The sequence below is a fragment of the Luteithermobacter gelatinilyticus genome, assembly GCF_005849285.1.
GTDB lineage: Bacteria > Pseudomonadota > Alphaproteobacteria > Sphingomonadales > Emcibacteraceae > Luteithermobacter > Luteithermobacter gelatinilyticus.
This window is the reverse complement of record NZ_CP040517.1, coordinates 2,333,954-2,356,334: the sequence shown is the minus strand read 5'-3', so window position 1 is coordinate 2,356,334 and position 22,381 is coordinate 2,333,954. Positions and strand designations below refer to the sequence as shown.

The 22,381-nt window shown below is 49.9% G+C and carries 24 protein-coding genes and 1 tRNA gene; 11 read left to right on the top strand and 14 right to left on the bottom strand.

The window, feature by feature from the left end:
- The first annotated feature begins 96 nt into the window (after window positions 1-96).
- From FE788_RS14225 to FE788_RS10540, 4 genes are all read left to right on the top strand, one after another.
- Window positions 97-345 carry a hypothetical protein gene (locus tag FE788_RS14225; protein WP_210413903.1) on the top strand — a complete coding sequence of 83 codons (249 nt, stop codon included), beginning with the start codon at window positions 97-99 and terminating at the stop codon, window positions 343-345.
- A gap of 327 nt (window positions 346-672) precedes the next feature.
- Window positions 673-1,476: a hypothetical protein gene (locus FE788_RS10550; protein WP_210413901.1), complete on the top strand. Its 804-nt coding sequence runs from the start codon at window positions 673-675 to the stop codon at window positions 1,474-1,476.
- Between the two features lies 1 nt (window position 1,477).
- Window positions 1,478-2,554 carry a glycosyltransferase gene (locus FE788_RS10545; RefSeq protein ID WP_138380605.1) on the top strand — a complete coding sequence of 359 codons (1,077 nt, stop codon included), beginning with the start codon at window positions 1,478-1,480 and terminating at the stop codon, window positions 2,552-2,554.
- Complete coding sequence (locus tag FE788_RS10540) at window positions 2,547-3,278, top strand: glycosyltransferase family 2 protein (RefSeq protein WP_138380604.1); 732 nt, start codon at window positions 2,547-2,549, stop codon at window positions 3,276-3,278. The genes FE788_RS10545 and FE788_RS10540 overlap by 8 nt, the downstream gene beginning before the upstream one ends.
- A gap of 266 nt (window positions 3,279-3,544) precedes the next feature.
- Here FE788_RS10540 and rfbB read toward each other — a convergent pair whose 3' ends face one another.
- Genes rfbB through rfbA form a run of 4 tightly spaced genes read right to left on the bottom strand, consistent with a single transcriptional unit; the run spans window position 3,545 to window position 6,923 of the window.
- Complete coding sequence (rfbB, locus tag FE788_RS10535) at window positions 3,545-4,621, bottom strand: dTDP-glucose 4,6-dehydratase (RefSeq protein WP_138380603.1); 1,077 nt, start codon at window positions 4,619-4,621, stop codon at window positions 3,545-3,547.
- 2 nt (window positions 4,622-4,623) lie between these two features.
- On the bottom strand, window positions 4,624-5,493 hold the full coding sequence (gene rfbD, locus FE788_RS10530) for a dTDP-4-dehydrorhamnose reductase (protein WP_138380602.1): 870 nt from the start codon (window positions 5,491-5,493) through the stop codon (window positions 4,624-4,626).
- Window positions 5,490-6,038, bottom strand: coding sequence for a dTDP-4-dehydrorhamnose 3,5-epimerase (rfbC, locus tag FE788_RS10525; RefSeq protein ID WP_138380601.1), 549 nt, complete (start codon window positions 6,036-6,038; stop codon window positions 5,490-5,492). The genes rfbD and rfbC overlap by 4 nt, the downstream gene beginning before the upstream one ends.
- Window positions 6,039-6,047: 9 nt before the next feature.
- Window positions 6,048-6,923, bottom strand: coding sequence for a glucose-1-phosphate thymidylyltransferase RfbA (gene rfbA / locus FE788_RS10520; RefSeq protein WP_138380600.1), 876 nt, complete (start codon window positions 6,921-6,923; stop codon window positions 6,048-6,050).
- A 174-nt stretch (window positions 6,924-7,097) separates the two neighbouring features.
- Between rfbA and FE788_RS10515 the strand changes: the two genes are divergently transcribed.
- Window positions 7,098-8,438 carry a hypothetical protein gene (locus FE788_RS10515; protein ID WP_138380599.1) on the top strand — a complete coding sequence of 447 codons (1,341 nt, stop codon included), beginning with the start codon at window positions 7,098-7,100 and terminating at the stop codon, window positions 8,436-8,438.
- A 302-nt stretch (window positions 8,439-8,740) separates the two neighbouring features.
- Here the strand turns inward: FE788_RS10515 and FE788_RS10510 are convergent.
- Window positions 8,741-8,814, bottom strand: a tRNA-Gly gene (locus FE788_RS10510).
- Window positions 8,815-9,028: 214 nt separating this feature from the next.
- On the opposite strand from FE788_RS10510, the gene pseB reads away from it, so the two are divergent.
- Genes pseB through pseH form a run of 6 tightly spaced genes read left to right on the top strand, consistent with a single transcriptional unit; the run spans window position 9,029 to window position 14,658 of the window.
- Window positions 9,029-10,030 (top strand): UDP-N-acetylglucosamine 4,6-dehydratase (inverting), encoded by a 1,002-nt coding sequence (gene pseB / locus FE788_RS10505; RefSeq protein WP_138380598.1) that lies wholly within the window; start codon window positions 9,029-9,031, stop codon window positions 10,028-10,030.
- A 23-nt stretch (window positions 10,031-10,053) separates the two neighbouring features.
- Complete coding sequence (pseC, locus tag FE788_RS10500) at window positions 10,054-11,214, top strand: UDP-4-amino-4,6-dideoxy-N-acetyl-beta-L-altrosamine transaminase (RefSeq protein ID WP_138381365.1); 1,161 nt, start codon at window positions 10,054-10,056, stop codon at window positions 11,212-11,214.
- The gene (gene pseF / locus FE788_RS10495) at window positions 11,211-11,912 is read left to right on the top strand and encodes a pseudaminic acid cytidylyltransferase (protein ID WP_138380597.1); all 702 of its coding nucleotides are present in this window, start codon (window positions 11,211-11,213) and stop codon (window positions 11,910-11,912) included. The genes pseC and pseF overlap by 4 nt, the downstream gene beginning before the upstream one ends.
- Window positions 11,909-12,964 (top strand): UDP-2,4-diacetamido-2,4,6-trideoxy-beta-L-altropyranose hydrolase, encoded by a 1,056-nt coding sequence (gene pseG / locus FE788_RS10490; RefSeq protein WP_168190371.1) that lies wholly within the window; start codon window positions 11,909-11,911, stop codon window positions 12,962-12,964. The genes pseF and pseG overlap by 4 nt, the downstream gene beginning before the upstream one ends.
- 45 nt (window positions 12,965-13,009) lie before the next feature.
- Window positions 13,010-14,083 carry a pseudaminic acid synthase gene (gene pseI / locus FE788_RS10485; RefSeq protein ID WP_138380595.1) on the top strand — a complete coding sequence of 358 codons (1,074 nt, stop codon included), beginning with the start codon at window positions 13,010-13,012 and terminating at the stop codon, window positions 14,081-14,083.
- Between the two features lie 11 nt (window positions 14,084-14,094).
- A complete protein-coding gene (pseH, locus tag FE788_RS10480) occupies window positions 14,095-14,658 on the top strand; it encodes a UDP-4-amino-4,6-dideoxy-N-acetyl-beta-L-altrosamine N-acetyltransferase (RefSeq protein WP_138380594.1) in 564 nt (187 codons plus the stop codon).
- Between the two features lie 355 nt (window positions 14,659-15,013).
- Here the strand turns inward: pseH and FE788_RS10475 are convergent, their stop codons facing one another.
- The 9 genes from FE788_RS10475 to FE788_RS10435 form a co-directional block, all read right to left on the bottom strand.
- Window positions 15,014-17,143, bottom strand: coding sequence for a TonB-dependent copper receptor (locus FE788_RS10475; RefSeq protein ID WP_138380593.1), 2,130 nt, complete (start codon window positions 17,141-17,143; stop codon window positions 15,014-15,016).
- Window positions 17,144-17,239: 96 nt separating this feature from the next.
- Window positions 17,240-17,686, bottom strand: a complete 447-nt coding sequence (locus FE788_RS10470) for a DUF2946 family protein (RefSeq protein WP_138380592.1) — start codon at window positions 17,684-17,686, stop codon at window positions 17,240-17,242.
- Window positions 17,687-17,843: 157 nt separating this feature from the next.
- Window positions 17,844-18,233 (bottom strand): hypothetical protein, encoded by a 390-nt coding sequence (locus tag FE788_RS10465; RefSeq protein WP_138380591.1) that lies wholly within the window; start codon window positions 18,231-18,233, stop codon window positions 17,844-17,846.
- On the bottom strand, window positions 18,226-18,444 hold the full coding sequence (locus tag FE788_RS14340; protein ID WP_138380590.1) for a GDCCVxC domain-containing (seleno)protein: 219 nt from the start codon (window positions 18,442-18,444) through the stop codon (window positions 18,226-18,228). The genes FE788_RS10465 and FE788_RS14340 overlap by 8 nt, the downstream gene beginning before the upstream one ends.
- Window positions 18,429-18,737: a heavy-metal-associated domain-containing protein gene (locus FE788_RS10455; protein ID WP_138380589.1), complete on the bottom strand. Its 309-nt coding sequence runs from the start codon at window positions 18,735-18,737 to the stop codon at window positions 18,429-18,431. The genes FE788_RS14340 and FE788_RS10455 overlap by 16 nt, the downstream gene beginning before the upstream one ends.
- Before the next feature lie 17 nt (window positions 18,738-18,754).
- Complete coding sequence (locus FE788_RS10450) at window positions 18,755-19,606, bottom strand: transporter (protein WP_138380588.1); 852 nt, start codon at window positions 19,604-19,606, stop codon at window positions 18,755-18,757.
- A 25-nt stretch (window positions 19,607-19,631) separates the two neighbouring features.
- The gene (locus FE788_RS10445) at window positions 19,632-20,033 is read right to left on the bottom strand and encodes a MerR family DNA-binding protein (protein ID WP_138380587.1); all 402 of its coding nucleotides are present in this window, start codon (window positions 20,031-20,033) and stop codon (window positions 19,632-19,634) included.
- Window positions 20,034-20,189: 156 nt separating this feature from the next.
- A complete protein-coding gene (locus FE788_RS10440) occupies window positions 20,190-21,383 on the bottom strand; it encodes an acetate/propionate family kinase (RefSeq protein WP_138380586.1) in 1,194 nt (397 codons plus the stop codon).
- Complete coding sequence (locus tag FE788_RS10435) at window positions 21,380-22,339, bottom strand: bifunctional enoyl-CoA hydratase/phosphate acetyltransferase (RefSeq protein ID WP_138380585.1); 960 nt, start codon at window positions 22,337-22,339, stop codon at window positions 21,380-21,382. The genes FE788_RS10440 and FE788_RS10435 overlap by 4 nt, the downstream gene beginning before the upstream one ends.
- Window positions 22,340-22,381 lie beyond the last annotated feature (42 nt).

Below are 22,381 nucleotides of genomic sequence, written 5' to 3'. Positions count from 1 at the left end.
ATCTGGGCAATTATTGTTTTAAGACACATTAGGGATCCTAAATGAAAGTTTTGTTGGCCTTTGGCGATTGCTTCTCGTAAGGATCTTACGTGTCAAATGAAACACTTTATTCAGAATTTTGAAAATTTGGAACGTTATAAAAAAGCTGCAAGAGCTCATGCTATTGAAAATCTTGATTGGTTCAAGAATAGCAAGGTGATTCCAGATCTGGTTAGAAGTTGCAAATTTAGAGCCGCGAATGAAGATTTAATCAGGAAAGCTTTTGTTTATGACGATCGTACACTTCCTATGTTTTCCAAATTTAAATTGATATATAGGCTGGCGTATAAGTTTTTGAAAAAATGAAGTCTTATTAATTTACTTTGTGTGATAGCAAGTATTAGGAATACTATTCTGGCCTGATGCAATTGTCTGGTAAAATCGATGCATGTTTTGAGAATGTTTTGGGTCTGTTTTAGCCCGTTTGTAAAGCGGTTGTTTTTTTTTGAGCCTCTAATTTACCAGCTTGTGTCTTTTTCTTCTGTCATATCCTGTGTTGGTTTGCGCATATCACTTTATTCATTATTTGCATCAATAATGATACTGATTTATATCAGTGTTATTAATGTTGATCTTTTGTTTGTAACCATTCCAATAATAGCATTAATACTCTTTATTCCTGTGTTTAAAGAGATGACGTTTAATGTCATCCTCGCAAAATTCTTTCCCTTTTTTCTCTTGATATCATTATATGCCATTTACCAAAATTTGTTTGGTTATACACAAGTTGAGTTGAACTGGATTAAGTCGGGTTTGGGACAAGTCAGTGAAGTGGGTTATTTTATTCGAGATGACATTAGACCAATCTCCTTTTTAGCGGGGACACCGGAGCTTACTATATTTTTCTGCTTATATTTCCTTTATTTCTATCGGCGAAAGAGTTTTTTGGGGTGCATTTTCTGTTTGTCTATGATGTTTGTTAGCGGATCGAGAGGTGTAATTGTAGCCTTTTGGGTAGCTTCTTTCTTAATGTACTTCAAGGCTCGCTTCTGGCATCGTGGTTCATATGAAGTGTTGGCTTTAGTATCATTAGTTATAAATGCTGGTGTCTATTTCTTATTAACCATAGTTGGACCAGCAGTCGCTCTCCTCTTTCCAGAGAAAAGACTTTTTGTCTTTGGTACATTCAATGCGAGGATTGAAACACTTTTAGCATTTTATGAAAACAACAAAAATGTGAATTTTATGCTTCCCACAGCGTCCGCGGAAATTGTTTATGATAATTCGTACCTCAGTATAGTCTCCATGTTTACTATATTTGGGTTACCAATTTTTCTTTATTACTGCTTAAAAGCGTCCAAAGATCAAAAATCTTTTTTCGCAATTTCGTTATTTCTTGGTTACGCATTCTATGCAGATGTAATTTATTCATATTACGCAATGTTTCTAATATTTGTTTGTGCATTTTCTAGAAACTATTCTGCCCGGGTATATTAGTATGAAGATTCTGATATTTTCCAATTACTCAGGATATTTTGGATCTGAAAAGTCGTTAGAAGATATATTTGCGGCTTTAAAAGATAATAATTGTGTAAAAACTTATATGAACCCGAGTGTCGAAATTCCATCTTGGTACCGTATAAAAAACAACGTTCGTTGTGTGGATATGAATGTTCTATCCAAGGGAAGGATGCGTCTATCTTTAAATACTGTATGGAAGATCAGCCAAATTCTAAGAAATGAGAAACCAGATAAGGTCATTGTAAATATATCGTTGATGCCTGAGGTTATGTTTGCGTGCCGTATTATGGGAATTAAACTGTATGTGTTTGTTAGGGAGAGCTTATCAGACTATCCAAAATTGTATTGGCTATATAGAAAGTTTCTAATTTGGGTTTCTGAAAAATTGATCACTAATTCAAAATATACGAGTATGATGCTGAACGGTAGGGACAAGGTTAGCCTTCTATATAATCGAATTGACCCACCAGAAGGGTTTTCTTTGGAAACAGCATTGGCTAAAACCCGCTACGATTATGATTTAACGTTTGTGGGGCGTTTAAGTGAACGCAAGGGTGTGCTCAGCTTTTTGAGCGCTCTGAATGTTTTAGATTCAAAATTAGAGCGCACAATCAAAGTGGCTTTTGTAGGGAACGTAAAAAGAGGTGAAGAATATATTTTATCACGTATTTTTCAGGCTCAAGCTGATTTTAAAAGAGTTAAAATTACTCTGTTTGAATTTCAAAATGATCCTTATCCGCTTATTCAAGCTTCGAGGGCCCTGGTTGCCCCTTCTTTGTTGCCCGAAACATTTGGACGTATTTTGATTGAAGGTTGTTGTGTCGGAACGCCTGTGGTTTCAAGCGATTCCGGGGCTTATTCTGAAATAAACCCATTGCAGCAGCTAGTATTTAATAGAAATTCGGAAAGTGACTTTGTGAACAAACTGGAATATATATTAAAATTATCTACAGCTGAGCTAAAAATATTAAAGAAAAAGGCTATAATCTCTGCTCGGAAATACCAATTTGAAAATTTTAAAAAAACGTTAGTGAGTGTAATATTAAATGATTAGTATAATTACAGTTTCTCACGGGCACGAGTCGGATATAAAAAAATTAGTATTTTCGCTTTCTGAATATATGGAGTGTTGTTTTGAGTTTATTTTAATAGATAATTTAAATTCTACCTTTGATTTTGAAGGCCTTTGTCAAAAATGTGGCTTGGAAAAATTCTCAATTATTAGAAATATTTCTCCTATGTCATTTTCATATAATAATAATATTGGAGTCAGTCTTGCTTCCAACGAGACGATTGTGCTGCTAAATCCGGATATAACCCTGTTTGATACTTCATTATCTGATTATTTGTCTGAAAATATTATAAATGACGGCTTATATTATCCTAAACTGATATATCCAGATGGTTCTCCCCAAATTCATGGGAAGCAAAAGCCAAATATCTTAGACCAAATTGTAACTTTTTTTGCGTCTGTATTCGGTCTTAAACGTGAATCACCTGAGGGAAGTTATTGGTATTTTGCAGCGGCACTGATCTGCAATAAAACTTTCTTCTACAAACTTGGTGGGTTTGATTTAGGGTTTCCAATGTATGCTGAAGATGCAGAGTTATGTGATCGTGCTAGGGCTTTGGGATATCCGGTCGAAGAAATTTCACGTGTTAAGTTAATGCACGGTTTGGGAGGGGAGTCAAAAAATAAATATATTTTGAAAGCAATATACTCAGGATTATATTTTCATTACAAATCTTATAAAAATAAAAGACTTAACAAAGGATAACGTATAAAAAATTTCGCACATTTTCTTGAGGGTTAGTGGTCCTTGGCTGTTAGGTTGATTTCAGCAACGGTTTCAACATCGGGTGTACAGAGACCGTAATTACCTGACAAAAGCCGCCTAAAATGAAAACCCAGAAGCGGCATCTGTCAGGTAATTACGGTCTCTGTACACTAATCAGCCGCTCTTGCTTCGCTTTACTTAATCGGCTCTTACGCATGTCCCTATCAATAACCTTAATCAGTTATTTAGGACAGCCCCTTATTTTTTTATTCACGATAACTGCCGTCTAGAATTTCTTGCCACCATTTTTCATTATTCAGATACCACTCTAATGTACTGAAAAACCCTGCTTCAAAAGTGTGCACAGGCTTATAGCCCAATTCTTTTTCAATCTTGGAGGCATTGATGGCATATCGACGATCATGACCCGGGCGGTCTTTTACATAAACCTTAAGCTCCTGACTGGGCTTCCCTTTGCTGCAGGGCGCGTCAGGAAAACGCTTTCTTAAAGTTTCATCCTTTTCAAAGGCCTCATCAATCGCGTTACAAAGCGTATCCACGACAAATAAATTCGTCAGTTCTGAGTTCCCGCCAATATTATACACCTCTCCAGGCTTTCCTTTATCAAGAATCAGTTCAATTCCTCGGCAATGATCCTCCACATGCAACCAGTCCCGGATTTGTTGACCATCCCCATAAATGGTTAAGGGTCTTCCATGCAGCACATTCAGGATAAATAAAGGGATCAGTTTCTCAGGGAACTGATAGGGACCATAATTGTTGGAACAATTGCTGATTGTCGTGTTTAAACCATAAGTATGGTGATAAGCTCTGACCAAATGATCTGAGGCCGCCTTACTTGCGGAATAAGGTGAATTCGGTGCATAGGGCGTTGTTTCTGAAAAAGCGGGATCATCAGGCGAAAGCGTTCCATATACCTCATCCGTTGACACATGATGGAAACGATGATCTTTTTTGCCCTTCTCATCAAGCCAAACTTTTTTAGCCGCCTTCAAAAGGCTGTGCGTGCCGACAATATTTGTCTGCAAGAAGACGTCAGGGCCCTCTATCGACCTATCCACATGAGATTCAGCCGCAAAATGCACAATTGTGTCTATATCGTTCTCAATTAAAATATTTTCAACAAGGGCCGTATCGCAGATATCCCCATGAATAAAGGAAAAATTTTCGTCAGCCTGAATAGCATCAAGGTTCTTTTTGTTCCCTGCATAGGTTAGAGCATCCAAGACAATGATATTGTCTTCAGGTCTCCTCTTCCTCATGTAATGAACAAAGTTTGATCCAATAAAACCTGCACCACCAGTTACCAAAAAATTAACCATAACTATTTCTCGTTCAATTCTGACAACATTAGTCTTAAATTTTCACGCCAATGAACAGCCTTTACATCAAATATCTCCCAACTCAACATTTTATCAAGTACACTGAAATTGGGCCTTTTAGCCGGTGTTGGATAGGCTGTCGAGGGCACAGGACTGATCAAGATGTCTCGTGTTAACATGTTTTTTGTTTTGGCCTCTTCGAATATGGCAATCGCAAAATCATACCAACTAGCAACACCAGCGTCACTCCAGTGCAAAGTACCTGAAAAATTATTTCTTTTAGCAATTTCCCACAGGAATCTTGCTAGCCCTTTGGCCCAAGTGGGACCTCCAATTTGATCCGCAACAACCGACAATTTTTCCCTTTCTTTCATGAGTCTCAGCATGGTTTTCACAAAATTATGCCCATACGAAGAATAAACCCATGACGTCCGCACTATAACATGGCGGCCTGGCATGACCTCCCGTAATATATTTTCTCCCGCTAGTTTGCTTGCCCCATACACATTCAAGGGATCGGGCAAGGCCTCTACGGTATAAGGTTCGGATCGTTGCCCGTTAAATACAAAGTCAGTTGAAATATGGAGTAACTTGGCGCCAATTATGTTTGCCGCTACAGCCAAGTTCCTTACCCCATCCTGATTGATTGCAAAAGCTTGTTCTTTTTCTTTCTCAGCTTTATCAACAGCAGTATAGGCAGCAGCATTGATAATCACATCGGGACAGAAATCTTTTACCCATTGGACAACGGATTTACTATCCGTAATATCCAGATCTTGTCGGGCGCATGATTTTATATCTATGTTCTGGGGCGCTGTATCAGCCAGCTCTCGGCCAAGCTGACCACGGGCGCCTGTTATCATAACCTTCATGAAAATGTTTCTGCCTTATGAAAAGGAACTCCTGCTTTGTCTTTTTCCGACAATATAGGGGGGGCCTCATCGACCAAGGGCCACTCGATAGCCAAATCAGGGTCATTCCACAGAAGACACCTTTCATGTTCTGGCGCATAGAAATCTGTACATTTATAAACAAATTCTGCTTCATCACTCATGACATAAAATCCATGCGCAAAACCCTCTGGTATCCAGAACATCCTTTTGTTCTCAGCAGAAAGTGTTACAGCAACCCATTGCCCAAATGTCTCGGAATGCTGACGCATATCAACGGCAACGTCAAAAACTTCCCCCCGAATTACACGAACCAACTTTCCCTGAGATTGTCTTATCTGATAATGCAAACCTCTCAAAATTCCTTGTCTGGATTGACTATGATTGTCTTGAACAAAATTTGCATCTATGCCATTTTTTTTAAAAATATCTGCTCGCCAAGTCTCCATAAAGAAACCGCGATGGTCCCCATAAACGTTCGGTTCAATAATCACCAGATCAGGAATTTTTGTATTAATAAACTTCACCGGCAAACCTCAATTTTGCAGAATTTTCAAAAGATAGGCTCCATACCCACTCTTTTCCAGAGATTTGCCTAGGAGATATAATTCTTCACGACCAATATAGCCCTTGCGATAAGCGACTTCTTCTGGACAACAAATCTTCAGCCCCTGGCGTTTTTCAATAATCTGAACGAATTGTCCAGCTTCTAACAAAGAATCATGGGTCCCAGTATCCAGCCAGGCACAACCTCTTTGGAGTATTTCTACGCTTAACGTTCCCTCTTCCAAATAAATCTTATTAATATCAGTGATTTCTAACTCCCCTCGTGCGGAGGGCTGAAGAGTCTTGGCGTAACTTACGACATTATTATCGTAAAAATAGAGTCCAGTGACGGCGTAGTTGGATTTGGGGTGTGTGGGTTTTTCAACGATTTCTATAGCCCTGCCATTATCGTCAAATGAGACAACCCCGTATCGTTCCGGGTCGTCAACGTGATACCCATATACAATTGCGCCTTCATGTCTGTTTGCGGCTTTTACCAAAGAATCTTCTAGCGCATGGCCAAAAAAGATATTGTCCCCCAAAATCAAGGCCACTGGTTCATCACCAATAAAATCTTCGCCAATTAAAAAAGCCTGAGCAAGACCCCCAGGTTCAGGTTGAACAGCGTAGGCTAATGAAATACCCCATTGTGAGCCATCCCCTAGAAGCTTTTGATATGCAGCTTGGTCTTCGGGTGTCGTAATGACGAGAATATCCGTAATGCCCGCCAGCATTAATGTACATAGGGGATAATAAACCATAGGCTTATCATACACAGGCATCAATTGTTTGCTGACAGGGATTGTCAAAGGGTGCAACCGTGTTCCAGACCCCCCAGCCAGAATAATTCCTTTCTTCCTTGTCATATAAGTTTTCCAATTGTTAGATTCTGTTCACAGTCTTAGAGCACCTATATCTATTTTTATATGGACTAGCAAGCCATACACGGTATTTTAACACTTTCCTTGAAAATGCCATGACCTTTCAAGCTAATTTCTACAGAAAATACGTCTTACTCAGAGCGCGGAGCTTGTTCGAAAATGTCACTTATTTACCCTCTTCGGCAAAATCTTTTATCCGACCTCAAAAATGACTTCAGGGTTTGGTCTTCGTCTGAAAGGCTGATCGCCAAGGCACAACAAAAGATTGCTGAAATTAACGACAAGCTTGGTCGTGGGGGCCATCCACTCTTTGAACTGCCTGGCACCACATGCGATTTACAAGAAATATACAGAATATCTGAACAAATTAAACAAGATACAAAAACTGTAATTATATTGGGGACAGGTGGTTCCAGTCTTGGTGCCCGGGCTCTTCTCCCTTTACGAAATATTGCCCATAAAACATCCCCCGTGGTCAAGACTCTGCCGAATTTGGCAGGCGGTGATTATGAAGAATTTCTTGACGATCTAAACTATAGCAGAACAAAGTTTCTCGTGATTTCCAAATCAGGTGAGACAACAGAAGTTATTGCCCAAGTTCTGATCGCCATTCAGAAAGTAAAAAACAGACTTTCAGAAAACGATATAAAGAACAGCTTTATCTTTCTGGTTCAACCGGGAGACAATACTTTAAGACGACTTGCACAAAGATATAACATTGAAACTTTGACTCATGACCCCAATCTAGGGGGGCGTTTTTCAGTCCTCTCTAACGTCGGTCTTCTGCCTGCAGCAATTGCTGGTTTGAATATAAAAGAAATACGTGAAGGTGCAAAATGCGTGTTAGATTACACGCTTTCTGGCCTTCCCCCCGAACATATACCCGCGATCATGGGGGCCGCATTTGTGGTCAGTGCTGATGCTAATCATAATAAATCCATCAATGTAATTATGCCTTATATCAACCGGTTGGCCCGATTTAACGACTGGTATGTACAGCTCTGGGCAGAAAGCTTGGGAAAACAAGGGCGTGGAACGACGCCTCTTCCCGCCTTGGGCCCCAGAGATCAACACAGCTTGTTGCAAATGTTCCTTGATGGCAAAAAAGATAAATCCTTTACCTTCATCACTCTGAACCGAAAAAAAACCGGATCCTATATAAATCCTGACGTTTTTAACTCACAGGAAATAGACCATCTACAACATAAAAATTTGGACTCCATCACAAACGCCTTTTTTCAAGGGACATTAAAAAGCTTGACAGATTCGAAGATACCGTGTCGTGAAATAAAAATTGAAGAAATGAATGAGTTTTACATGGGAGCACTGATGATGCACTTCATGTTGGAAACCATATTTGCTGCCTCAATGCTAGGTGTTAACCCCTTTGATCAGCCCATGGTTGAAAAAGGCAAGGGGTACGCCAAAGAAATATTAACTCAGCTACATGTGCAGTCTCATAAGGTTGTCCGTATTGAGTCCTACCGGCCACAAGATTAATATTGTGGCCAGTCCGCTGTGCAGTCTCATAAGGTTGTCCGTATTGAGTCCTAACCAGCTGAAGGGTGTTCAGTCTGGACACTCTTTACTCACCTGCTGGTTTTATTAAATTGAGATTGTGGCGAGCTACCTTACCTTTCTTGGTCTTCTGATCGTTGGGTGTTTGCAAAGCAAAATTTAATAATCAGAAGATGCATAGCTCAACCTTATCCGGGTGTATCCGGATAAGGTTGAGCCATCACTATCAGGTAATAAAGCCGTCTTAGTAGCTAACATTTAGGAATGAACGGACCGTGTAATTCTGGAGCGGGTGAAGGGAATCGAACCCTCGTCTAAAGCTTGGGAAGCTTTCGTTCTACCATTGAACTACACCCGCCGATCCAAAGCCCCCATTTTCTAACCTGTTTGCCTTTTTCGTGCAATCCGAAATTTTGTCTTTGCGGATAATTTTTTCGTGCGGATCAAACGCGTCCCCATTCCCCCGTATTCCGGACTTTGCAATTTTCCGGCTTTGGGGTACTCTTTCCGAAAAGGGGAAAGGGGCCCATTCTGGGGGCGGCCTTCTGGCATTGACAAGGACCGGAAAATACATGTTTAACGACAAGTCTGTACTGATTACCGGCGGGACCGGTTCTTTCGGGAAGAAATACACCAGAACCATTTTGCAACGCTACCGCCCGCGCCGGGTGATCATCCTGTCCCGCGACGAACTCAAGCAATATGAAATGCAGCAGGAGTTCAACGATCCTGCCATGCGGTATTTCATCGGCGATGTCCGCGACGGCGAACGCATGATGCAGGCCATGCGGGATGTGGATTTTGTGATCCATGCGGCGGCGCTCAAACAGGTACCGGCGGCCGAATATAACCCGATGGAATGCATCAAGACCAATGTGCACGGGGCGGAAAATGTGATCAAGGCCGCCATCGCCAATAATGTGGAAAAGGTGATCGCGTTGTCCACCGACAAGGCGGCCAACCCCATCAATCTGTATGGGGCGACCAAACTGGCGTCCGATAAGCTGTTTGTTGCCGCCAATAACATGGTGGGCAAGGCCCGCACCCGCTTTTCTGCCGTGCGCTACGGCAATGTGGTGGGCTCACGCGGATCCGTGGTGCCCTATTTCAAAAAATTGGCGGCCGAAGGCCATGACCATATCCCCATCACCCATGAAAGGATGACGCGGTTCTGGATCTCCCTGCAGCAGGGGGTGGATTTTGTGTTGAAAAATTTCGAACGCATGCAGGGCGGGGAAATCTTCGTGCCCAAGATTCCGTCCGTGCGCATCACCGATGTGGCCGAAGCCTATGCTCCAGGCATTCCCACAAAAATTGTCGGCATCCGTCCGGGGGAAAAACTGCATGAAATCATGTGTCCGGCCGATGACAGCCACCTTACCCTGGAGTTTGAGGATCATTATGTGATCACCCCGACAATAAAATTCTACAGCCGCGAAAATGATTATAGTCGCAATGCGCTGGGCGAGACCGGCACACCGGTCCCGCAGGGGTATGAATATCATTCCGGCAACAATCCGCATTTTCTCAGTGTGGCGGAAATCCGGGCGTTTGACCAACAGGCCGCCCTATGACCGCCTCCATGACAGTTTTGCCCATGATCCCCTATGGCCGCCAGGACATTACGGCAGAAGATATCGCCCGGGTGGGGGAGATTCTCAACTCCGATTTCCTGACCCAAGGGCCGGCCGTGCCCGCCTTTGAAAAGGCGATGACGGAACAATGTGGTACACGACATGCCATGGCTGTGAACAGCGCCACCTCCGCGCTGCATCTGGCGTGCCGGGCGCTCGGGGTGGGAGCGGGGGACGTGGTCTGGACTTCGCCGATTACCTTTGTGGCAACCGCCAATGTGGCGCGAATGTGCGGGGCAGAGGTGGATTTTGTGGATATCGACCCGGACACGGCCAATATGTCTGTTCCGGCCCTGGCCGAAAAGCTGTCCCGCACCGCAAAGATGGGCGGTCGTCTGCCCAAGGTGGTGATGCCGGTGCATTTCGGGGGGCAGTCCTGCGATATGGCGGCCTTGGCGACGCTCGCGCAGGAGTATGAGTTCGCCGTGATCGAGGATGCCTCCCATGCAGTGGGCGGGCGCTACCGGGACCGGCCAGTGGGGGCCTGCGCCTATTCGGACATTACCGTGTTCAGCTTCCATCCGGTAAAAATCATCACCACCGGCGAGGGCGGCATGGCGTTGACCAATCGGGACGATCTTGCCGAAAAGATGACCCTGCTACGCAGTCATGGCGTTACCCGCGACCCGGCACAGATGACGGGAAAAAGCGATGGCCCATGGTATTATGAACAGGTGGACCTTGGCTATAATTACCGTATGACTGATGTGCAGGCGGCGCTGGGGTTGAGCCAGCTTGCGCGGCTGGAAGACTATGTCCGCCGTCGGCACGTGCTTGCCGCCCGCTATGACGTGGCATTCAGGGACCTTCCTCTCGCCCCGCTACGCCAGGACAGCGATGTTTATTCCGCCTATCATCTTTATGTGGTGCGGCTGGATCTGGATCAAATCGGCAAAAGCCGCCGCGCGGTCTTCGAGAGGCTCAAAGAACGCGGCATCGGGGTCAATGTGCATTATATTCCGGTGCATACCCAGCCCTATTACCGCGCCCTGGGGTTTGAACAAGGGGATTTTCCTTTGGCCGAGGCGTATTACGCCCGCGCCATCACATTGCCGCTGTATCCGGCGCTCACGGAAGAGGCGCAGGATAAGGTGATCCGGAGTGTGAAGGACGCAATATCATGACCATCTGCATTATTCCGGCACGTGGCGGCAGTAAACGTATCCCGCGCAAGAACATCCGCCCCTTTGCGGGCCGGCCCATGATCGAACATTCTATTCGGGCGGCGGAACTGAGCGGCTGTTTCGACCGGGTCATTGTATCCACCGATGATGAGGAAATCGCGGCTGTTGCCCGGGCGGCGGGGGCGGAGGCGCCATTTTTGCGTCCGGCGGACCTGGCCGATGATCATGCCACCACCCAGGCGGTAATGGCCCATGCGCTGGACTGGCTGGCGGAGAGGGAGGAACTGCCGGAATTTGTATGCTGCATTTATGCGACGGCCCCGTTTTTAAGGCCGGAAGACTTACGGGACGGGCTGGATAAACTGAAAAACAGCGATGCGCTTTATGCCTTTTCGGTGACCAGCTATGCCTTCCCCATCCAGCGGGCCGTCAAGATCACCAAACGGGGCCGGGTCGAAGCGTTCACGCCGGAATATAACACCACCCGTTCACAGGATCTGGAAGAGGCCTTTCACGATGCGGGGCAGTTTTATTGGGGCAAAACCACGGCATTTCGGGAAGGAAAACCTGTTTTTGCGCCCCATTCCCTGCCGATCATTTTGCCGCGTCATCGGGTACAGGATATTGATACGGAAGAAGACTGGACCCGGGCGGAACTGATGTATCGGGTGATGACCACACCGGAGGGACACGGGTGAACCATATTGTTTTCCGCACCGACAGTAGTATTGATATCGGCGCGGGGCATGTGATGCGCTGTCTCACGCTGGCCGGTGCTTTGCGGGACCGGGAGGTGCGGTCTTCATTCCTGTGCCGTGAACGTGAAGGGCATCTGGGCGGTCTGATCCAGGATAAGGGGTACCCGGTACGGCTGGTGCAGGACGAGAATAAAGAAAGCATCATATCGGCTTTAAAACAGCTTGAAGCGGACACCGGCGCCGCGGTCACGGGCCTGATGGTGGATCATTACGAATTGGATGCCGAGTGGGAGCGGCCTTTTTATGAGCATTTGCCTTTTGTCGGCGTGATTGATGACCTGAACGATCGTCCCCATTTTTGCCATTTCCTTCTGGATCAGACATTCGGCAAAGAGGCCACGGCCTATCGGGAACTGGTGCCGGAAGGCGGCACGGTATATGCGGGCAGCCGGTATGCCCTGCTGCGCCCGGAATTTGCGGCCTTGAGAGAGAGCAGTCTGAACCGGCGCGCGGATCTGAAGAAGGTCCGGCATATTCTTGTCACGCTGGGCGGCATGGACCGGGACAATGTCACACTTGTGGTGTTGAAGGCGCTGGAGAAAATCCCTTTGCCGGAAACCCATGAGGTGACGGTGGTAATGGGGGCGTCGGCGCCACATCGGGATATGCTGGCGGCCTATCTTGAACGCAGTGCCCTCAAGGCCCGATTGCGGGTCGGGGTGGAGAATATGGCGGAACTGATGGCAATGGCGGATTTCTGCATTGGGGCTACGGGCAGCACGGCCTGGGAAAGGTGCTGTCTGGGCCTGCCCACGCTGCAACTGGTGGTGGCGGAAAATCAGAAAACAGCCTCAGAAAATCTGGCCCGGTTTGGGGCAGCCATTAACGGGGGTGAGGCGGCGACCCTGACCGTGGCCGGGCTGGCGGAAAAGCTGCGGCCGCTTCTGCGCGACATGTCGGGACTGCACAGGATTTCCGCAACGGCGGCCCGTGTCTGCGACGGCAGGGGAGCAGAGCGCGTCGCACAAAAAATCAGGGAGTTTCTTCCATAACCCGGGCAGGCTATAGTGGGTAAGACGACAAACAGGCGAAATAAAATGACGGGACAGGCTTTTCTCAAGACAGTGACCATTGACGGCCGGAAGATCGGCCCTGGCCATCCTCCTTACATTATTGCCGAACTGTCCGCCAATCATAACGGAGACCTGGGGCGGGCCATGGCAATCATGGAGGCGGCCAAAGAGGCCGGGGCCCATGCAGTCAAATTGCAGACTTATCGGCCCGATACCATCACTCTGGATTGTGATACGGAAGAGTTTCGGATTCGCGGCGGGCTGTGGGACGGCAGAACCCTGTATGAGCTTTATACGGACGCGCATATGCCTTGGGACTGGCACACCCCCCTGTTTGACAAGGCCCGGGACCTGGGCATCACCATTTTCAGTTCTCCCTTTGACGAGACCGCGGTGGATCTTCTGGAAGATCTGGGGACGCCAGCCTATAAGATCGCCTCTTTCGAAGCCATTGATCTGCCGCTGATCCGGCGGGTGGCGCAGACGGGCAAACCGCTGATTATCTCTACCGGTCTGGCCAGTGAAACGGAAATTGCCGAAGCCATTGCCGCGGCGGCGGAAGGGGGGTGTGAAGAACTGGTGCTGCTGCATTGCATCAGCGGCTATCCGGCTCCGGCCGCCGATTATAATCTGAACGCTATTTTACGGTTGCGTCAGACCTTTGAGGTGCCGGTGGGTCTGTCAGATCATACCATTGACAATGTAACCGCCATAGCGGCGGTGGCCTTGGGGGCCTGTGTAATCGAAAAACACGTGACGCTGGACCGTGATGGCGGCGGACCGGATGATAGTTTCTCTCTGGAGCCAGACGCCCTGAAGGCCCTGTGCCGCGACAGTTTCACCGCCTGGCAGGCTTTGGGTCATGGCCGGTTTGAGCGGGCTGAAAGTGAAAAGGGCAATATCAAATTCCGCCGTTCGCTTTATGTGGTCAGGGATGTGAAGGCAGGGGAGAGGGTTACGCCGGAAAATGTCCGCAGCATCCGCCCCGGTTTCGGTCTTGCGCCCAAGGAACTGGACCGGGTGATGGGGCAGCGTTTTGTTCGGGATGTGAGCAGGGGAACCCCGCTGCGGCATGATGTGTTAACGCATGAAGAATAAGGGGGCGCTGGATGGCTTTGAATTTGAATTATGCGGATTATGTCCTGCGTCCTGTCGAGGAAAGCGACAAAGAGCGGATTTTGGACTGGCGTAACCGGGATCATGTGCGCCGTCATATGTATACAAACCATATCATTTCAACGAAAGAACATGAGCGCTGGTTTGCAGGAATGATGGCGGCGCCGGACAAGGAATATCATATTTTTCTGTATCAGGGGCGCCCGATGGGCGTGGTGGGGTTTTATGACATACAGGTAACGCACAGGCGGGCCGATTGGGCCTTTTATCTCGGGGAGAGCGACGCCCCGAAAGGGTGCGGACCGGTCATGGAATTTCTGGCGCTGAATCATGCCTTTGACCGGCTGAGGCTGAATAAGCTCTGCTGTGAGGTATTGACCAGCAATGTCGGGGTGATCCGGCTTCATGAACGGTTTGGTTTCATCCAGGAGGGTTTGCGAAAGGAGCATTATGTCATTGACGGTGAACCACGCGATATGGTGGAACTGGCGTTATTCGAGGCAGTATGGCGAGAGGAACGGGACAGGCATCAGAGAAATTTATTCGCCGGAGGATGAAGGGTCCATTAAAGTGGCGGTGCAATACATGAACCCTGTGGATCGCCGCCCCCCCCAAAAAAAAATTTGGGGCGGGTTCGCAATGATGCCTCTCCTATGCCCGTCATTGCCGCGCAGGCGGCAATCCAGCCCTTCACCAAAGACGTTCCGCCCGGCTTGTCCGGGAGGACTCTTAGAATAAAGACTCTGGTAGACTAAAGACTCTGGGCTCCCGCTTGCGCGGGAGCGACGGACGGGGGAAAACATGACAGATGACACGGTCATCAATCCGCAAAACTCAAATCTCAAAAAAAAGAGGGAAGAGCTCGAAGGCCCTTCCCCAAACGCAGTTGCCCAATGATTCAGAATCAATAATTCAGAGTTTTACTTCAAACCGGATATAGGCGGAGCGGCCCGGTTCATTAACCTGGACGGCAGCCCCCGTATCCAGATTTTCCCGATTCAGATGATCGGCATAAGTCTTGTCAAAAAGGTTGGAAATTCCGGCTTTCAGCGTCACATTCTTCTGTATGGCGTAGCGACCGAATAGATCGACGGTGACATAGCCCGGGGTTTCACCCGTATCCCGACCGCTGCCGGTCATGGGATTATCGTCAATCCGGGTCTGTTTGGTGGCCGCCCGCAGACGCCCGCCCAGTTGCCAATCAGCCTGTTCATAAGTCAGTGTCATTTGTCCCTGCAACGGCGGAATCTGCGGTAGGGGAATGTCTAGATCTTCATTCTGGCCATAACTCCAGGCGGCATCGGCGCTCACATGCCAGTGCTTGCTCAGTTTGGCGTGACCCTCGATTTCCAGCCCCATCAGTTCCGCATCAATATTACGATAGATGGTCGCGCCGTCGCTGACCAGGATGCCGGCCTGAGCGCGGGCGTGATCGCGGAAAATATAATCATCCACCTTGTCGTAATAGGCGGAAATCAATAGCTGCCAATCCGTTTTGCGGATGCCGTATCCAAGGTCAATCTGATAGTGTTTTTCCGGTTCCAGAAAGGGGTTGCCGACCCAGCTCATATTCATGGCGGGCGCATTGCCCATGTCGCTGGCGATGCTGCGTTCGGTGGCGCTGGCGGTGCGGACGCTGCGGCTTAGGCCCAGGAAAAAAGTGCTGTCGTCGGTGGCGTCATATTCCAGGCGCACAAGACCGCCCAGGTTATGTTCCGTCTGGTCTTCGGCCGCGTGGCCGTAATATTTGATGTATAGGTCATTGGGCGCGCGCCTCATGCTCATGGTGGTGACCTCATCAGCCTTGTCGAGGGAGGCATCCACAATATCAAGCCGCAGCCCTGTTTTAAGACGCATCCGGTCCGCCATGGGCGCGACATTCTCGGCAAAAAAACCGATCTGGCGCACCGTGGTGTCCGGCAGCAGGACGGACTGGACAAAATTCAGCATGTCCGGGGTCATGTCATTGCCAAGGCGCTGGCCGTCATGGTTGGCGTTTTGCAGATCAACCCCCAGATCCAGTTCCGACTGGCCGAGGACAAGGTTGGCAACGATCTTGCCGCCCGTGGTTTTGGCCTGCGACGGCGAGGCGCGGAACATCATTGTCCGGTCGCGCAAAGAGAAGTTATCCATCAGGTGATCCACGTCGGAGTAATAGGCGCTGGCCTCCAGGGCCTTGAGGCTGCCACCGCCGGCCAGTTCATGACGCAGTTTGCCGCGGAGGGTATAGCTTTCGGAAGAGGGGCTGTCCATGCCCGCGCCGGGAAACAGCACGTCCTCAAGTTTTTCATAATCGAGTCCCAGGCTGGCTTCGGTTGTTTCGTTTTTGAAACCGGCCTCGATGGCGCCGCCATACTGGGTAAAAGAGGAGCGCACTTCATCACCGTTGCCGTCTTCATAATTGCCGGCATCCCGGAAGTGCCCTGTGGCGCGCACATAGCCCTTGCCCATCTTGCCGGCCAGGTCGGCGGCGGTGAAGACATTGTCGCCGTTGCTTTCATAGCCTGCCGCCAGGCCGGCCTTGAAAGTCTCGCCGGTGTCGAATTCGGGCGGCTGATGTTCAAAGATCACGGTACCACCGCTGCCGCCGGGCCCATGTTGCACGGACTGATAGCCGCGCTGCACAATCACCCGGTCGGTGGTCAGAATATCCGCATAGGAGGACGGCGGGTCCATCCGGTTCGGGCATCCATTGTAAATATAGGCGCCGTTATTGATGATGTTGAGCTGGTTGGCCGTCTGCCCGCGGATGACGGGGTCTATGCCGTGTCCGCCCATACGGCTGCCGGTGACCCCGGGCAGCGTGCGCAGAAAATCGCCGCCATCGGCGGGGGATATCAGGCCGGAATCCTTGGGGATCGCAATATACAGGGTGGGGGTGTCGGTCATTTGGCCGGTGACCGTGACTTCCTCCATCATGGTGTGCTGTTTTCCCCCCTCGGTGATCACGGTGGTCTGGGCTGTGGCCATAAAAGGCATCAGGGCCAGGCAGGAGGCGAGCGAGGCCGCTTGTGTGGTGGTGAACTTTGTATAAGAACTCATTACTTTGTTTTTCCTCGAAATGGTCTTTGAAACACGCGAACGCTACCCTTCCTCTTGGGAAGATGGCTGGTGCATTTGGGTTTGAGAAATATGGACTTAGAGGAAAAAGATTGGGGGGGCGCGGGCCGGGGGGACAGCAACCAAGGCGACCGGCAAAGGCGTGGCGTCGGATATGGGATATGAAGGCGCGGTGACAGGGGCGGGGGCGAGAGGCACGTGTGCCATCGCCGGCGGTGTCAGATCCGTTTTGTTGAACGGCAGGCAGAAGACGCAGAATACGGTGGAGGCGATATCATGATCCACCGGGTTGCCGTTTTCATCAAGCGTGACGGATTTCAGGCCGTAAGGGGAACACAAATAGAAAGTGCCGCCTGTGGCCAGGGTCGATGAACCGTCAATCTGGCTGAGCGGCGCAGCTCGGGCCGCCGAAACCGTCATGACGATGTTGAAGAATATCGACAGGAACAGCATCAGGCTGACGGCCCGGTTAAGGCGGGGCATCAGGCCGCTGAGCAGGCTTTTCTGTCGAATAATCTGTGACATGAGTGAAGGTTTCTCCCCCGGCTTTTCCAATGATGTAAACCAATTTTTCCCCGCCCGCCACAAAAAAAATCAGGCGGCGGCTTTGTAAGCATGTTTGTCTGTTTCGGGAGGCATCTGTATAGGGGCATCTTTGTATAATTGTCAGAAACCTATATCTCTATATGCCAAGCCATGTGGTGAGGGGGAGAAGAAGATAGGCCGCCAAGAAGCTCACGCCCCAAATCAGCAAAGATAACCAAAACAAGCGAATGTTCCATTTTCGCGTGGTCAGGCAGGCCCGGGCCTGTACGGGATCAGCCGGACAGCGCCAGCCGGGCCGGTAAAGGGCCCAGCCGGCCAAAGCCAGGATAGCGGCCGTCAGGATAAAAACCCAGGCCTTATGAAGCCCTAAAAAGGTGAGTATAGGCAGTGTTGCATAAAGGGTTGCGGCGACGGCACCCAGGCCCAGGCTGACGAGAAGAATGGGGATGACGCAGCAGACCAGCGTTGCGGTGGAAGTGAACAGAACAAGCCATCCCCATTGTTTTGGCTTTCTGATATTATCCATGACAACACCCCCGTTTTGCCTGAACGGGCGGGCAGGGCACTGTTCCATAGGAACAGAACACGCAACAGTCGCCGGTCTTCGGCTTGATCAAGCCGCCGCATTTCGAGCAGTCATAAAAATACCAGCAGGCATTGAGCGGCATGGTTTCTTCCCGGGAGAAGCCGCATAAGGGGCACGTGATAATGGAGTGTCGTCTTACAGAGGCTGGCATTGTTCAGCTCTTTCCATACCCCGGTAGGTAAATCCTTTTTCCCTGAAGAGCGCCGTAAGCTGCTCGTCCGTAAAGGCAACCTTTCGGGCATCGGCGCATACCGTAATCGTGCCCGCCTTCAAGTCTGATCTGATATCCTTGACGCCCTCGATCTTTTTAAGGGCTTTCGCCGAGCTTGCCACGCAGAAAGGGCAGGTGATTCCGTCGATATGCAGGATATATTGCACCTCTTCCGCCAGCGCTGTCTCTGTTCCTAGTGCCAAAAAAACCAATAACCATAAATATCTTTTCATGATCTTTGCCCCGTCCTTTAGAAATTGATCCTGAAGCCCGCGCGCAAGACATAGTCCTGTTTCAGGTTTGCACCATTTAAGTTCTGGAGTACGGGAAGCTGCACAGTTGCCTCGGCAATACAGCGTGTTGCCGCATATTGTAGGCCAGGAGAGATAAACAGTTTTGTCCCGCCCGAATTGGGATCAGGCAGATTTGCAGTGCGGTTTTTGCCTTCATGAACCAGACTGGCTTCCAGCACGCCATAAAGAAAACCCGTTATTTCGCCGTCTCCGATTTCCTGCGGATAAAGTCTGTATTGAACTGAAACGTCTGTCCTGAAAACATCACCGGTCTCAATGCCGCCGGCTTTGCGGTTCTCTTGCCAGGAGACCTGAGCATCCAGGTTAAAATCCACCGTGGCATAGGTGCCGATAAGACCAAAAACAATATCCCAGCTTCCCGAACCAGCCTGGAGAGCAGGGGGCAGTAGCCCCCGCTCATCTCGTTCCTGATGTTCTCCGGTCGGCAGTTCAAGCCCAGCAAAGGGGGCAAAGCGGAAGGTGCCGCCCCGGAAATCCCGCCGGTAAATGGTATATCGGCTAAACAGGCGCATGTCCCCAAGGCCCGTGGCCTGTCGTTCAAGCCCCGGCATGCTCAATTTGTTTCGGAGGACGGGCAACACGGCGAAGAGGGCCAGATCTGGAGTGACGCCATAGGCCGCCACCGACAGGAAGGTCAGCCGTGTCATCTCGCGTCCGCCCTCCTTTGCACGGCCATAGATGAGCTGTTCACGAAAAATGATTTCGCCCTTGCTGATCGGCAGAGCTGTGTTGAAGGTGATCGGCGCCGCCGCGGCTTTGTCGGCTGCAAGCAGCACAAATATAAACATCAGATTTAGCCCATACTGTCGCAGTTTATTGCTCCTTTCCTTCTAACGTTTTTACAATAGAGCAGGCCTCCAGCCCGGACTCATCTCCCCGGCAGGCGTGGACAAGGGCGTCCAGTTCTTTTTTCATTTCCTGGAGGCTTTGTATTTTGTGGATGATTTCAGCGCGTTTTTGTTCGGCGCGTGCTTTGACCTGTTTGCAGGTTGTCTCAGGGGTCTTTTTCAGGGCAAGCAGGTCGCGAATCTCCCGGAGTGAAAAGCCAAGCTGTTTGGCCCGCGTGATAAAGCGCAATGTTTCTGCCGCCGTGTCGTCGAATTCACGGTATCCGGATTTGCATACAGAAACCGGGAAGATCAATCCGGCCTTCTCATAGTAGCGGATCGTATCAATGCTAATCCCTGTTTTTTTCGCCAGATCGCCTATGAACATGGTTGCCTCTTGTGATCGGTATCAGAATCCGATGTCTGATCTCAATTCTGGACTCTGAAGTATACTCCAGAGTCAAGGCAAGATTAGGGGGGTGTCATCACATGTTAGTGAGACCAGGACAGGGGTATCATGATAACGCTGTCGGGAGGGCGAGGATCAGGGGAGCAGGGCGATGGTATGCCGGGCGATCATCACTTCCTCATTGGTCGGGATGACCCAGACTTCGACCGGGCTGTCGGGGGTGCTGATCAGCGCGGCATTTTGGGCATTCTTCCCCTCATCAAGGCGAATATCGAGCCAGGCGGCAAGCGCACAGACCTGGCGGCGGATTTCCGGGGAATTTTCTCCGATGCCGGCGGTAAAAACCAGTGCGTCCAGCCCGCCCAAAGCGGCCGTAAGCGAGCCGATTTCCCGGTTTATGCGGTAAGCGAAATAGTCGAGCGCCCGCCGGGTATCGGGGCTGTCCTTCCGTAACAGGTCCCGTACGTCATCGCTCACGCCTGACAGGCCGTAAAGCCCTGATTTATGGTATAAAAGGTCCTTGAGTTCGGCCACGGAGAGCCCCTCTTCTTCCAGAAGGTAAAGCAGAATGCCGGGATCCACAGTGCCGGAACGAAATCCCATGGGCAATCCCGCCAGTGCCGTAAATCCCATACTTGTGGCGATGCTTTTGCCGTCTTTCAGGGCACACATGCTGACCCCATGCCCCATATGGGCGACGATACATCGTCCATATATGCGCCCGTCTTTGCGTAATTGCGGCAACCGCCCGGCGATATATTCATAAGACAGGCCGTGAAAACCGTAATTGCGCACCCCCTTGTTCCGGATGTCCCGGGGCAAGGGCACAAGCGTGGCCATGTCGGGCATGCTGCTGTGAAAGGCGGTATCGAAACAGGCTATCTGGGGCAGGGTCGGCAGCATTTCCTGGATCAGGCGGATGGCCCGCAGATTGTGGGGCTGATGTTGGGGCGCAAGCCGGATAAATGTGGAAAGATCCCTTAAAACATCATCGGTGATGAGCACGGGAGCGGTATATGTGCTGCCGCCGTGCACAACCCTGTGGCCGACGGCCAGAAGATTGATCTGCCCGTCTTTCAGTAATCGTTCCAAAACGGTTTGAGCGCCGGTTTCATGATCGCAGGAGGCGGGCAAGGAGCGTTCCAGCAGAACCTTTTCCTGGGCGTCGGTAAGTCGGATTTGCGGATGCGGGCCTCTGAGCCCCGACAGATGAAAGCGGCTGATGAGCTCAAGGGGCGCGTGCCGATCTTCCGACAAACCATACAAGGCGGCCTTGATGCTGGAAGATCCGGCGTTGAAGACGAGAATGGCGTTCTGGCGGGGCGTCATAGGGGAGATCCCGTTTTTTCCCGATGGCTGACAAGAAGCTGTGCGACGGCGCAGGAACACAGACGGGAGTGGGCGCTGTCGGCGCGGCTGGTGAGAATGATGGGCACTTTGGCCCCCAGCACGATGCCGGCGGCCTCGGCCCCGGCGAGATATTCAAGTTGCTTGGCCAGCATGTTGCCGGCTTCAAGGTCCGGCACGATCAACACATCCGCATCGCCGGCCACTTCGGATTTGATTCCCTTGGTCCTGGCGGCGCTGAGGGAGATGGCATTGTCAAAGGCCAACGGTCCGTCAAGGATGCCGCCCGTGATCTGGTTTCGGTCCGACATTTTGCATAAAGCTGCCGCGTCAACGGTAGAGGTAATCTTGGGGTTGATGGTTTCAACCGCTGACAGAATGGCCACTTTGGGGGTTTCGATCCCCAGGGCCTGTGCAAGGTCGATGGTATTTTGCACGATGTCTTTCTTGACGGTCAGGTCCGGATAAATATTGATGGCGGCGTCGGAAATAAACAACAGCTTGTGATAGCGTGGTACATCCATGACAAAAATATGGCTGAGCCGGCGTTCGGTCCTGAGTCCTTTTTCCTTGTGCAGTACGGCGGAAATCAGTTCGTCCGTATGCAAGGCCCCTTTCATCAGTGCCACCGCCCGGCCTTCCCGCACAAGCTCAACCGCCCGTTCCGCCGCTGCGTGAGAGTGAGGCACGTTGATCAGGTCATACCCCGAAATGTCCTGGTGTATTGCTTCCGCCGCGGCCTTGATTTTGGCTTCCGGTCCCACCAGAAGGGGAATCAGCATGCCTTCCCGCGCTGCATCCAGCGCCCCCTGAAGCGAAGGGGCGTCTACCGGATGCACAATTGCCGTAACCCGGGGCGGAATGGTGTGGGTGCGGGCGATGATCTCCGTATAACGGCCGTCCGCGGGTTTTGTTGGGGAGGGGAAAATATCTGTCATGATGATATCTTGTCATTGCCGGGAGAAAAATCATTGAGTTGG

Coding starts and splice junctions, on each gene's coding strand:
- FE788_RS14225 (WP_210413903.1), top strand. CDS start 97: ATGAAACACTTTATTCAGAATTTTGAAAATTTGGAACGTTATAAAAAA.
- FE788_RS10550 (WP_210413901.1), top strand. CDS start 673: ATGACGTTTAATGTCATCCTCGCAAAATTCTTTCCCTTTTTTCTCTTG.
- FE788_RS10545 (WP_138380605.1), top strand. CDS start 1,478: ATGAAGATTCTGATATTTTCCAATTACTCAGGATATTTTGGATCTGAA.
- FE788_RS10540 (WP_138380604.1), top strand. CDS start 2,547: ATGATTAGTATAATTACAGTTTCTCACGGGCACGAGTCGGATATAAAA.
- rfbB (WP_138380603.1), bottom strand. CDS start 4,621: ATGGTTAATTTTTTGGTAACTGGTGGTGCAGGTTTTATTGGATCAAAC.
- rfbD (WP_138380602.1), bottom strand. CDS start 5,493: ATGAAGGTTATGATAACAGGCGCCCGTGGTCAGCTTGGCCGAGAGCTG.
- rfbA (WP_138380600.1), bottom strand. CDS start 6,923: ATGACAAGGAAGAAAGGAATTATTCTGGCTGGGGGGTCTGGAACACGG.
- FE788_RS10515 (WP_138380599.1), top strand. CDS start 7,098: ATGTCACTTATTTACCCTCTTCGGCAAAATCTTTTATCCGACCTCAAA.
- pseB (WP_138380598.1), top strand. CDS start 9,029: ATGTTTAACGACAAGTCTGTACTGATTACCGGCGGGACCGGTTCTTTC.
- pseC (WP_138381365.1), top strand. CDS start 10,054: ATGATCCCCTATGGCCGCCAGGACATTACGGCAGAAGATATCGCCCGG.
- pseF (WP_138380597.1), top strand. CDS start 11,211: ATGACCATCTGCATTATTCCGGCACGTGGCGGCAGTAAACGTATCCCG.
- pseI (WP_138380595.1), top strand. CDS start 13,010: ATGACGGGACAGGCTTTTCTCAAGACAGTGACCATTGACGGCCGGAAG.
- pseH (WP_138380594.1), top strand. CDS start 14,095: ATGGCTTTGAATTTGAATTATGCGGATTATGTCCTGCGTCCTGTCGAG.
- FE788_RS10475 (WP_138380593.1), bottom strand. CDS start 17,143: ATGAGTTCTTATACAAAGTTCACCACCACACAAGCGGCCTCGCTCGCC.
- FE788_RS10470 (WP_138380592.1), bottom strand. CDS start 17,686: ATGTCACAGATTATTCGACAGAAAAGCCTGCTCAGCGGCCTGATGCCC.
- FE788_RS10465 (WP_138380591.1), bottom strand. CDS start 18,233: ATGGATAATATCAGAAAGCCAAAACAATGGGGATGGCTTGTTCTGTTC.
- FE788_RS14340 (WP_138380590.1), bottom strand. CDS start 18,444: ATGCCAGCCTCTGTAAGACGACACTCCATTATCACGTGCCCCTTATGC.
- FE788_RS10455 (WP_138380589.1), bottom strand. CDS start 18,737: ATGAAAAGATATTTATGGTTATTGGTTTTTTTGGCACTAGGAACAGAG.
- FE788_RS10450 (WP_138380588.1), bottom strand. CDS start 19,606: ATGTTTATATTTGTGCTGCTTGCAGCCGACAAAGCCGCGGCGGCGCCG.
- FE788_RS10445 (WP_138380587.1), bottom strand. CDS start 20,033: ATGTTCATAGGCGATCTGGCGAAAAAAACAGGGATTAGCATTGATACG.
- FE788_RS10440 (WP_138380586.1), bottom strand. CDS start 21,383: ATGACGCCCCGCCAGAACGCCATTCTCGTCTTCAACGCCGGATCTTCC.
- FE788_RS10435 (WP_138380585.1), bottom strand. CDS start 22,339: ATGACAGATATTTTCCCCTCCCCAACAAAACCCGCGGACGGCCGTTAT.